This is a genomic window from Faecalicatena orotica, from assembly GCF_003149245.1.
Taxonomy (GTDB): domain Bacteria; phylum Bacillota; class Clostridia; order Lachnospirales; family Lachnospiraceae; genus Faecalicatena_A; species Faecalicatena_A orotica.
The window spans coordinates 654,534-666,031 of the sequence record NZ_QGDL01000001.1 but is presented as its reverse complement, the minus strand read 5'-3'; the positions used below and the strand labels follow the sequence as shown (position 1 = coordinate 666,031).

Below are 11,498 nucleotides of genomic sequence, written 5' to 3'. Positions count from 1 at the left end.
CTAATGTGGAAGTACTACTATTTTTGATAGTGCAGGGCAGGGAAAGTCCCCATCTTTTTTTGCTAGTCTTTTTCTTAAAATGATGTCTCGTACCCATCTCCGCGAATTAGGAGGTCTGGCCTCCATGCAGGAGATTTTCCCATAACGGAACAGATTTCATTCATGTCAGTGTTTTCCGGGCATTCAATGATAAGTTCATCATGGACGTGTCCGCAAATCTGCCAAGCTAAAAGATTGTGCATGGCATAGCATAGAAGGTCTCTGGAAATTGCCTGTACGATATTTTCCACAAATTTTGGACCATAGGATTCAATTCGCTCCCATTTCTTTGTGGCACCAATGCTCCATTATAAGTAACAGACTCTCCACCAAATTTGTTCTCTCCAATGCGTGGTTTCACATAAATGAGCATTCTTCCGGAAGGAAGTCTGATGAGAAGCATACCACTTTTATATGTGAAACGGATGCCACGGACTTCTATGGTGGTTCGTTGCTTGATTGCTGCTTTTACAGCGGCATCCACATCCCACCAGAATGCAGTTATCATTGGGGTGGATTCTCGCCAAGAGTAGACCAATGGCTGTAGCTCTTCTTCTGTCAATCCCATTTCCAATGCACCCATAGATTTCAATGCTCCGACAGAGCCGCCATATCCAAGTGCAAGTTTGCGATTTTACCCTTCTGTCTAAGATGGGAGTTTACACAATGATTTCTACAGGAACACCAAACATCTGGCTTGCGGATGCACAATAGATGTCTTTCTGTTCTGCAAATACTTTGGAACGCCAGGATTCTCCAGCGAGATGTGCAAGCACTCTGGTCTCAATGGCAGAGTAGTCACTGACTACAAATTTATATCCGGGTCTTGTGATAAAAGCAGTACGGATGAGCTGGCTTAAGGCATCCGGAATATCGTCATAGAGAAGTTGCATGGTATCATAATCCCCAGTTCTTACAAACTCCCGTGCTTCTGCCAAATCGGACATATGGTTTTGTGGCAGGTTCTGTAATTGAATGAGCCTGCCAGCCCAGCGTCCGGAACGGTTGGCACCGTAGAATTGAAACATCCCATGAGCACGTCCATCCTTACACACTGCATTCTGCATTGCCTTGTATTTCTTCACAGATGATTTTGCAAGTTGCAGACGGAGCTTTAGGGCCTCAGTTATGCTGTCATTGTCATACTCATCTTGAGATTTAATCAGTTTGGCCACTTCTTTCTTTCCCAGAGTTTCCATTTCGACACCATTTTCCGAGAGCCATTGTTTCATCTGGGCTACGCTGTTTGGGTTATCAAGATTTGTGATATTCTGCATGGTAATCATTAGTGCAGATTTTGATTTTTCATCAAAAGCAATGGCATTCTCCACCACATCCATATCCAGCAAAATCCCCCGATCATTGATTTCCTGGTCAAGAATTTATTCATCCCAGACAAAATCAGGAACAGGGAATTTTGACAGTTTCTGCTTGATGGCAAGTTCTACTTCCACATCCCTGCCACTGTATGCTTTGAACAGTTCCCATTTATCCGGGGCATGTCCAGGAAGATTTCTGGTTCTGCCGCCATTGGCTTTGGTGGCTTTGCAGGGAGAGCAGAAGTAACGGATCAAATCCTTGCCTTCCTTCATTTTCTGGTTCTGTAATCGTAACACCATCCCGGCACCTTCCAAAGATAGAGGGAGTCCCATATAAGCAGACCATATCATGGTACATCTCCATGAAACAGGGTTCATATAATTATGAACTGGGTCCTCTTTATGATTGTAGCTTTTGAAATATTCCGGATGGTGCTTGCGTAGCCAGTTTGATAAACATATTCGTTCAAAAGAAGCATTGAATGCCCATTTTGTTACCGTATCGTCAGATAGTGCATCTAAGATTTCCAGAGGGATTACATCACCTGCAGTAAGGTCATACACAGTAACAAGCAAATTGTCCACAGAAACATCGAAGAGCAGTATCTCAAAATGATCAGACTCAGCGTATTTGTACACACCGCATTTGGATATGTCCACATCGCTGTAGGTCTCCAAGTCTATTGACAGTTCTCTTATATTCATTGATTTTCTCCTTAGATTTTGTGCGTTTATTATGCAGGAATGTCTGCCGGATCTAAAATAACATACAGAGAATCCAGCGGCTTAATCCTGCTTAGGTGCTACACGGTCTTCTGCAGGGCAGTAGATAAGGATATAATAACCGGTTTCCGGTACCTGTTCCCATGCAGTCGGTTCATTTGCCAGATGATCTAAAAAGCGTTCTATATCATCCCTGCCACATGGCCGGTATTCATGTTATAATGGAGTGCCTTTTTTGAAAAATCTGGCACGTTCAAAATCTCTGTCGTCCAGGGTGTCTGTAATATTGCAGACAATCAAATCCACATCTTCCGGTGGAAGTGTGTCTGTGAATTTCTTCATAATATCTATCAGTATCATATCGCAAATTCCTTTCTGAATAAAAGTAGGGCGGCAGCAGTATATTTGCCACCGCCCATAAGTAATGGTTACTGGTTAGTTGAGGAAATCATCGTCATCCTCTGTTGCAAAATCATCCTCAGCTCTGGACTTGCCGCCAAGAGGTTCGCCATCACGGATTTTCTGGAGATTATTTAAGCCGCATGCGATTCCCTTATTTCCATTGCTGTTAAAAGCATACAGATTGATGGAAGCTCTGGCATAAACTCCGGAATATACTTCAGAACGTTCACGGATAGGCTGTCTGTCTGCGTCCACAATGCCAGGGACAGTTGCGCTGTTGGCATTGATGAAGTAGCTGTTTTTGTAAGCCTCATCGTCAGGTCTTTCAAGGTCGCCGTCGCGAAGAGGTGTCTTGATTGCTGTAAGAGGCGGAACGGATTTTCCATTGCCTTTCAGCTTGGACTGTCCTTCCTCATATGCTGCCTGAACTGCATTCTGGATTTTCTCAATCGTCTTTGTGTCGGATTTCGGAATGATGAGGGACACACTGTACTTTGTTGCACCTCCGTTGATTGACTTCGGGTCCCATACATTTGCATAGGAAAGTCTTGTATTTACTCCTGTGATTACCTTAGTAGGATTTACCATTTTAGCCATATTCTTTTTCCTCCTTAAATTTCATTAAAATCATCTTTGGCTGTATTGAGTGCCGGGCGTTTGTCGCTTTCCGGTACAAGTGCAGGCTTGCCTGGTGGCTTTGCTACCAGTCCGCCTAATAATTCTTCAAATCTCTTCTTGCCGAGCAGGGAAGTCATTGCGGTAGTTCCCAGAAGTTTCTTTTCATAAGGGTCATCCCCATTACTTGTGACTACAGATGCAACCGCAGCTTCATCGGTATACTTACGATTGGACTTTCCCTTCACAACTTTAAATCCGTTATAGGAAACACCACTTAATGCCTACTGGAGTGCATAGTCTTTTACATCATTTGCCCAGGAAACAAGGTTGTCGATTTTCGGAAGGATTGCTGCAATTTCGGATTCTTCCAGTTTGGAAGGAAGTTCAAAATCATAAGCGGCAAGTTCCATATTGTATTCTGCTCTTTTGCGGCAGGTTGCCTTTACCTTGCAGAACTGGCAGTGGTCTCCGGCATGAAAATCGCCTTCTCCGTTGTAGGCAAGCTGGGCGGTAGGTGCCAGAATGGTTTCTGCCCATTGGAGCAGATCTTCCTTCTTCATGGAGAGGGTGCTGATGTTATCACGTCTTGGCTGGAAGATTGTCATTTCAACTGTTTCTATGTCATAGATACCGTCATAGACATCCAGTGCGCTCAATGCGTAACACATCATCTGTGGATTGTTTTCTGCTTCCACGAGGATTCCCAGACCATATTTGAAATCAATAATCTGTAAAATCTTATCTGCCACAATCAGGCAGTCACCGGTTCCGAAACCATCCGGAACCCATTTGCTGAAATCAAGTCTCTGTTCTACCAGCACTTTTGGGTCTTCGCATAATTGCTTTGCTTTTGCATACTGCTCCATAACATAGAAGCAATATTCATCCATGCAGTTAGCCATTTTTGCGTCAAAGAAATCCAGATTCTCTGTCGGGTCTTTGACATCTTCCCCTAAAGCATGGAGAACTTTATACTCACACAGTTCATGGGCATCCGTACCTTGCTGGGCATATGGGGGGGCTTCATCCCTGATTTCTGCACACAGCTTTGCGGATGGCGGGCATGAGAGCCAGCGGTGGGAAGCGGAAGCAGAGAGGTATGCGTGTTTAGGCATCGGTCAGTCCCTCCACTTCTTTGACGAGGGCTGGATAGCTGTCAGTCGGAACATCGGTAAGGCTTCCGCCATTTCCATACTTCTTGACAATGGATTTCACCTGCGCCTTGAACTGGCCGCCAGACTCGTTTGCTCTTCTGGCAAGTAGTGCTCTGACATCTTCCTTAGAATAAGCAGGTGCTTTTTTCGGCTTGTCCTCTGATATCGGTTCAGTAGCAGGGGCATCCGCTGAAAAAATTTTCTTGATAGCATTTGCTGTCTCAATCATCTTTTCGCCACAGGAGATTAACTCATCGAGTACCTGTGACAATTCGCTCATTTTGCTCATGTTGTCGTTCTCCTTCATATTTCAGTATTCTGTTTTGTCTGTATGCCTTTGGAACTGTCCCAGAGGAATTTTTAAATCGTCTTATCTTTCATCGTTTTACCTCACTCTCCGAGGGGAGTTGTTCGCCCATCTATAGGTCTTGGTTCCCGATGACGGGCTTTTCCGATTTCTGAGGAAAAAATTTTTTGAAATTACTTTTCCGTCTTATCCCCCTCAAAGGTCTTGGTTCCTGATAGCGGGCTTTTCCGATTTTTGCAGAAGAAAATTTTTGTGTCTGTTTTTCCATATAAAAAGGAAGCGATTCTGCCAGAGATAAAAAATTTAGCGAAAGATTTCCTTTTTATCGGAATTCGCCTGTTTTGGGAACCAAGACCTTTGAGAAGGGTCTTTTTGCCCTTTGAAGACAAATTTATAAGGAGGGAACAAGATGCGTTTTGTTTTACAAACAGCCAATGTGGTCTCCGATGCAAAGAACTGTCTTTATCCAAACAGGGTTGAAGTGGGGAGTGCAGAGGAACTACAGGAGGCGGTCAAGTCTGCCACGTGTGCGCGGAGTACCAGAAAAACTACCGCGGTATAGCAAATTTCAGTAAATCAAATGTGGTTGTGATGGATTGCGATAATGATTTTTCTGACAATCCGGCTGATTGGGTCACGCCGGAGAAATTGGATGAACTGCTCCCGGATGTTTCATATGCCATTGCTTTCAGCAGAAATCATATGAAGCAAAAAGGTGGAAAGTCAGCAAGACCAAAGTTCCATGTGTATTTTGAGACAGAAGAAATCACGGATGCAGGGAAGTATGCGGTATTAAAAGTTGCAATCAAGAAAGCCTATCCGTTCTTTGATGGGAATGCACTGGATGCGGCCAGATTTATTTTCGGTGCGGACGCAGGGGCATATATCTGGCATGACGGATGGGAAACCATTGAGGAGCAGGTAGATGTTACAGCTGGTGAAGAAGATGGTGATTTCCAGTCGGATCCGATTATGGAAGGAAGCCGCAACAACAGCATGAGCCATTTTGCCGGGAGAGTGTTGAAGCGTTATGGGAATACAGACAAAGCCTAGCGGTGGAAGAGTTTCTGGATATGCAGCTGGTGGATGCCCGTGAAGAATTTGAAACCTGCTGTCAGGTGCTCACTGCTGCAGGTATCTCGGAGAAAATTGTGAAAGCCGGTGGGAAAGCACTGGAAAAAGAGATACCGGCAACATTGGAGAAAAAGTTTAAGAGATATGTGTCTGCCAAGGCATATCTGGCATTCGTCATCAAATATAGAAATTATAAGTACATTGTGAGCACACAGAATGCGGCAAAGCCAATGGTAGCAACAGATATCAATGATTTTGATGCTCATGAAAATCTTCTGAACACACCATATGCCACTTATGACATTTCCAAGGGTGTGGCAGGGGAACAACCTCATGATCCAGAGGATTTGATTACCAAGATTACAAAATGTTCACTGGGAGATAAGGGGAAGGATTTGTGGTTGGATGCACTGGATACTTTCTTCTGCGGCAATCAGGAACTGATGGATTATGTGCAGGAAACGGTTGGACTGGCAGCAGTCGGCAAGGTTTATCAGGAAGCTCTCATCATTGCATATGGGGAAGGTAGAAACGGTAAATCTACTTTTTGGAACACGATTGCAAGAGTTCTGGGGAACTATTCCGGAACCATGTCTGCGGACACATTGACTGCCGGGTGTCGAAGAAACGTTATGCCGGAGATTGCAGAACTTAAGGGCAAGAGACTTGTGATTGTAGCGGAACTGGAAGAGGGAACACATCTCTCCACATCGGTATTAAAAAAGCTTTGCTCCACGGACATGATTCATGCAGAGAAGAAATATAAACAGCCCCATGCGTTCAAGCCTACACATACCGTTGTACTTTACACCAATCATTTGCCAAAGGTGGGGGCATCTGATGACGGTACTTGGCGCAGACTGTTACAAATCTGCCGTCTGAAGAATTTCCGGTTGATGAAGTGATGTTCCTTTATCATCTCAGATGGGGGATTGAAACCTCCTTCCGGGAACTCAAGCACGTGATTGGAGCCGTAAATTTTCATTCCAAGAAACGTGAGTACATTGAAATGGAAGTATGGGCGCGGCTTCTTTTGTATAACTTCTGTTCGATCATTACAGGGCATGTGGTTATCAGCCGCAGAGGCAGGAAATACCAGCTTCAAGTGAATTACTCCGCTGCATACAAGGCCTGCCATTATTTCCTGCGCCTTCACAATGGGGAATCCCCGCCAGAAAGAGAAAGCCTGATAGAAAAGAATATCCTCCCTATCAGGCCCGATCGGAAATATGCCCGCCAGCATAGGTTCCGAGTTCCGGTCAGCTTTACTTATCGTTTTGCATAAAGCTGACAAACACAACACTAATAGTATAAAGTGTTTTGAGGCGGATGTCTATCCGTCTATTTGCCATACCCTGAAAAAAATCTGTCTTTATTGGGAGGCGCAAAACAGCATCTGATGCCCAACTTATATCACCCATCTTCTCCTGATTATAGGGAATCGTAAGTTTAGGTCTGCCCAGCCCCATCCTTAACTAACTGACATTGGTTCATTCCCCAGCCTATCACTACGCTGATAGGCTGGGAGCCGTAATGTAAAACAGCCAATAAGCCTGCCCTCTCGTCGCAGGCGACTTTAAACGGGCTAAGCCGGTGGTTTTGACTGTGAATGTTTCCAACTTGAATATGAACAGGCTGCATGATATTATTAAACATAATAACTGTGTCCAAACCTATCTAAAAGCATTATGATGGGTTTGGATTTTTGAAGGAAGAATTGTCGTATGGATGTAGGAAAATCAAATATTATTATTTATTCTACAGAAGATGGACTTGCAAATATTGAAACGACATTTGACGGTGATACAGTGTGGTGGTCAAAAGCCCAGATGGCAGAGCTGTTTCAAAGAGATCGTTCTGTTATATCAAAGCATATAAAAAATATTTTTGAAGAAGGTGAACTTACGAAAGAAGGCAATGTGCAAATTCAGACAAGCCAGTAGAGTTTTATAATTTGGACGTGATTATCTCCGTTGTATATCGAGTGAAGTCAAAACGTGGAACCCAGTTCCGTATATGGGCTACAAATATCTTAAAGGAATACATGATTTAAAAGAAGCTGTAGTTGCAAAAAATTATTTGGATGAAAAAGAGTTAAGAGCAATGGCACAATTGGTGTCTGGATATCTTGATTTTGCGGAACGACAGGCAGAACGGGAGCAGACTATGACAATGAAGGATTGGGCAGAGCATCTGGATCGAATCCTGACGATGAGTGGAGAACAGCTTTTACAGGGAAATGGCAGTGTATCTCATCAGCAGGCGGTCGATAAGGCAACAAATGAGTACAAAAAGTATAAGGCATGTACGATTAGTGATGTAGAAGCAGATTATTTGAATTCAATTAAAATGTTAGAGCAAAAAACAGATAATAAATAGTATTGGAGAGTGATTTGATGATTTCTATATATTGAAGCTTTGGCACAGTAAGAGAAATACTTTGAAAGACAGTTGCAGAATATACGAGAGATTTTTATCTGCAAGTTACGGAGTTATATGCCCTGCCTTTGATTACGATAAAGGCACAAAGACTTTATAGTTGAAAGATAATTTGATCTATATGAAATTAAGAAAGAAATAGTCAAGTCAGAATTATAAAAAAGAGGGAATGACGATATGTGTATTGAATGTTATGTAGATGAAAATAGAATAACTCCATTATTAAATCCGATTGATTGTTTGGAAAATCATACCCAGTACATATGCGGAACCTGTGGACGGTGTATTTGTATTGAACATGATCCTAAAAGAGGATTGCAGCGGTGGAATTTTCCTTTTAAGTCACTGGAAATTGCAAAATTGTATTTGCGAACCGCTGATTACAGTATGAAAAAGCCGTGTGGTATTTATGAGATTAGAAGTGATAATGGCAGACTTTCATACAAAATCTTTGCGGGCAGCGAAGATTTGCAGTTATATCTAAAAAAGAATAAGGGAAAAACGTGTGAAAGTATGGCACCTGTTTTCGCTATCGAAGAATACAGAGAATATGAAAATACACAGATACGGAAACTGACTCCAGATGAAATACAAAAATATATGTCAGAACGATAAAATTCTATTTGGTTTGGAAATTTGAAATAAGCAGGGGTAATAATCCATGAAAATGTCGGCAGAAAATATTGATACTTTCATGTTCACTCATTACTATATCAAGCAAATCTTAAGGAAGTGATCTTTTATAATAACTGAAAATTATGTTTACAAAAAAGAAGTCGATTGGTCGTTGCTTAATGAAGGACTCACCCTGCCTTTTGACAACCAAGTCGTTTTTGGTCAAATTATGGGGCGTTTCCTAAAGAGAGGCGAATCAAAAGATATCACATTATATCTTAACGGACACTCTTAAAAAGTGAAAATAACAAATGTAAATTATGCCCCCAAATTTAAACGAAAAAAGGATACGCTTCAGATAAGATATTGCTACATTGAAACAGGTAGTTTTAGGTCAGAAAGAGCGTATTTTAGAGGCAGAGTTTAATTACGATGTAGCGGATGGCAAATCCACTATTTTGGAGTCTGAACGAATTATTAAAATCCGAAAACTAAATAAGAAAATAGGAGATAATCTAAAATTACTCTATAACTATCGGTGCCAAATTTGTGGGCAGTTAATAGGAGAAAAGTATGGTTTACATATTGCAGAGGCACATCACATTGATTACTTGTAACGAGTCTGAATAATAATGCAAGTAATCAGCTGATTGTATGTCCAAATCACCATAGTATTATACATGATGCTAATCCGATATTTGATAGGAACAGGAGGCTGTACATTTATAAAAATGGCATAGAACAGAAACTGGTGTTGAATAAGCATCTGTAAACAATAATACTATCAAATTTTATGAAGATCTGTTTGCACACAGTATTGTAGAGGAGATGGAAAGATGGGAATACAGGAATATTTAAATGATTTGTTAAATTTTGAATTAAGAGAGATAAAATATAGATATAGAGAAAAAATAGTGGATGATATTAAGAACAGGATGTGCTCTCTGCTGTCCAGATGGGAACAGATAGACTTTAGGAAAACAGTTTTATTTGTGACGGATGAGGAAGCATTATTTTATGAACCAGTGGCTCCGGATGATGTGAGGAGATTTGTTGTGGCAACAATTCGAAATAGTATGCTGGAGGTAGCAGCGAGTGTTAATTGCAGACAGTTTAAAATCCAGGAGCCTTTATCAGATGAAAAGATAAAAAGTATAACGTCAAACGCAATTTGCTATTTTAAACAATGCAGATTTGAAGACTTGCAGAATGAAGCAAAAGATATGATATATGTAGATATATATGGAGAAGCAATTCAAAAATATCCATTGGCATGGACTGTATTGATAAGGACCGCGGCAGAAAACGGTAACGAAGAGGTATTTGAAAAAGTACATGGAGAAAATGTGGAAGAGGTAAGAGTGCTTTCTGAAAAACCACTTAAAAAGGTGATTTGTGACGGATATAGTTTAGAATTTGATGATTATCTAATGGAGGAATTAGGAAACGTAATATCGGGTAATATAGATATATTTTATGTGGATTGTTTTAAGGGGCTAACAAGAAATTTTGAAAAAGTATTACATGTACTTGAAATCATTTTGCAAAGTGGAAAGGCATTTGTAACCTGTAATTATTACATTAGTAATGGGCGTATAGAGAAGCGAAGGAAGATTTTAAGAGCGTCCCATAGTCAAAAAGATATGTTTGACAATGTACGAAATCTTAATGGATTACCAACATTCTTTAAAAGTGTGCTAAAAGGAATGGTATAGATAAAAAGAAACGATCAATGGAAGATTGCAGAAAGGCTGAGGGAATGAAAAGATTTCTAAAGATGCACGCTAAGAACCGCTAATCCTCTGTGCATTAAGATGATAAATGATTGTACAGAGGAGAGAGAATAATATGGATAGAATGAATATTCCGGTTGTTAATGAGATGACGATCAGGGCAATGGAGGACATGACTTTTTTCACCCATGCTTTGATTTTTGACGATTTATTGATTGTTGCACAGAAAGAAACAAACTGTTTTGTGCTGAAAACTTCAGAAGGGCTTATAGTCATTGATGCTATCTGGCCCAGAAAAGAGGCTTTTGACGCAATTGTAAGGGCCATTAAAGATGTTGGCTGGAATCCGGATTATATAAAAAAATTAGTATTAACTCATGGACATGTAGATCATACCGGTTGCGGCAGATGGCTGGTTGAAAAATACCATGTGGAAACATATCTGTCGGAAGTGGATGATATTTATTGGAAAGAACATCCAGTAAAAGGTGACAGGCCGGAAACGTGGAAGGATTATGAGATAAGTGTCTATATAGAGGATGGAGATACCATAACACTGGGAGATAAGGTGATTCATGTTTATGGAACTCCGGGCCATACGCCGGGAGGCCTTAGTTATATTTTCCCGGTAAAGGAAGGCGGGGAAGTTCACATGGCTGCATTGTGGGGTGGTACGACACCTCCGTGGACCGGGGACGGTGTGCAGATCTATTTAAAATCTTTGGATTATTTCTTAGGTGAAGCAAAAAGAGAAAAAGTCGATGTAGCGCTGAGTAACCATACATCTGTGGATAATGGTTTAGAACGGATAGCATATTCAAAAAGGCGGATGGCTTATATGCCAAACATTTATATAATCGGGCAGACTGGTTTTCAGAATTATTGTCAGGTATTCAGGACATTGAGTAATAAGATGCTGGCCAGACTAAGATAACGCCAGTACAGGGGGGGATTATGGTTAGGGAGAATCATGATGCCCCCTGTTAATTTCACCGAAATTGAAGCTTCAAATGTCATATTTACTATAAATCCGCTTGACATAAACAGATATACGCCGTATTCTGTTAAGTAGATT

Annotated in this window: 11 protein-coding genes and 4 pseudogenes; 10 read left to right on the top strand and 5 right to left on the bottom strand. The window is 41.3% G+C overall.

The genetic code is table 11. The annotated features are described in order from the left end of the window. Nucleotides 1-74 precede the first annotated feature (74 nt). From A8806_RS26980 to A8806_RS02865, 5 genes and pseudogenes are all read right to left on the bottom strand, one after another. Nucleotides 75-2,063: pseudogene (locus A8806_RS26980) on the bottom strand (DNA polymerase). 234 nt (nt 2,064-2,297) lie between these two features. Beyond that, nucleotides 2,298-2,441 (bottom strand): hypothetical protein, encoded by a 144-nt coding sequence (locus tag A8806_RS26055; RefSeq protein ID WP_181368555.1) that lies wholly within the window; start codon nt 2,439-2,441, stop codon nt 2,298-2,300. A 75-nt stretch (nt 2,442-2,516) separates the two neighbouring features. Beyond that, nucleotides 2,517-3,080, bottom strand: coding sequence for a DUF2815 family protein (locus tag A8806_RS02875; RefSeq protein WP_109729635.1), 564 nt, complete (start codon nt 3,078-3,080; stop codon nt 2,517-2,519). Nucleotides 3,081-3,094: 14 nt separating this feature from the next. Next, a pseudogene (locus A8806_RS02870) lies at nt 3,095-4,216 on the bottom strand (DUF2800 domain-containing protein). Next, nucleotides 4,209-4,544 carry a hypothetical protein gene (locus A8806_RS02865; protein WP_109729634.1) on the bottom strand — a complete coding sequence of 112 codons (336 nt, stop codon included), beginning with the start codon at nt 4,542-4,544 and terminating at the stop codon, nt 4,209-4,211. Before A8806_RS02865 ends, A8806_RS02870 begins: the two are co-directional and overlap by 8 nt. A gap of 427 nt (nt 4,545-4,971) precedes the next feature. Here A8806_RS02865 and A8806_RS26520 point away from each other — a divergent pair, with 427 nt between their 5' ends. The 10 genes and pseudogenes from A8806_RS26520 (at nt 4,972) to A8806_RS02830 (ending at nt 11,357) form a co-directional block, all read left to right on the top strand. Beyond that, nucleotides 4,972-5,124, top strand: a complete 153-nt coding sequence (locus A8806_RS26520) for a hypothetical protein (protein ID WP_242995932.1) — start codon at nt 4,972-4,974, stop codon at nt 5,122-5,124. Between the two features lie 29 nt (nt 5,125-5,153). Further along, complete coding sequence (locus tag A8806_RS26515; protein WP_242995931.1) at nt 5,154-5,615, top strand: hypothetical protein; 462 nt, start codon at nt 5,154-5,156, stop codon at nt 5,613-5,615. Nucleotides 5,616-5,635: 20 nt separating this feature from the next. Then, nucleotides 5,636-6,541, top strand: a complete 906-nt coding sequence (locus tag A8806_RS26510) for a DNA primase family protein (protein ID WP_242995930.1) — start codon at nt 5,636-5,638, stop codon at nt 6,539-6,541. Beyond that, nucleotides 6,541-6,621: pseudogene (locus A8806_RS27110) on the top strand (hypothetical protein); the annotation flags it as partial. The gene A8806_RS26510 and the pseudogene A8806_RS27110, both read left to right, overlap by 1 nt. 24 nt (nt 6,622-6,645) lie before the next feature. Continuing rightward, nucleotides 6,646-6,921 carry a hypothetical protein gene (locus A8806_RS26505; protein ID WP_242995929.1) on the top strand — a complete coding sequence of 92 codons (276 nt, stop codon included), beginning with the start codon at nt 6,646-6,648 and terminating at the stop codon, nt 6,919-6,921. A 439-nt stretch (nt 6,922-7,360) separates the two neighbouring features. Continuing rightward, a pseudogene (gene rhuM / locus A8806_RS26975) lies at nt 7,361-8,015 on the top strand (RhuM family protein). A gap of 237 nt (nt 8,016-8,252) precedes the next feature. Next, nucleotides 8,253-8,690, top strand: coding sequence for a hypothetical protein (locus tag A8806_RS02845; RefSeq protein WP_109729632.1), 438 nt, complete (start codon nt 8,253-8,255; stop codon nt 8,688-8,690). 374 nt (nt 8,691-9,064) lie between these two features. Further along, nucleotides 9,065-9,307, top strand: a complete 243-nt coding sequence (locus A8806_RS26500) for a hypothetical protein (protein WP_242995928.1) — start codon at nt 9,065-9,067, stop codon at nt 9,305-9,307. A 219-nt stretch (nt 9,308-9,526) separates the two neighbouring features. Continuing rightward, nucleotides 9,527-10,405: a hypothetical protein gene (locus A8806_RS02835; protein WP_109729631.1), complete on the top strand. Its 879-nt coding sequence runs from the start codon at nt 9,527-9,529 to the stop codon at nt 10,403-10,405. Nucleotides 10,406-10,538: 133 nt separating this feature from the next. After that, complete coding sequence (locus A8806_RS02830; protein WP_109729630.1) at nt 10,539-11,357, top strand: MBL fold metallo-hydrolase; 819 nt, start codon at nt 10,539-10,541, stop codon at nt 11,355-11,357. Nucleotides 11,358-11,498 lie beyond the last annotated feature (141 nt).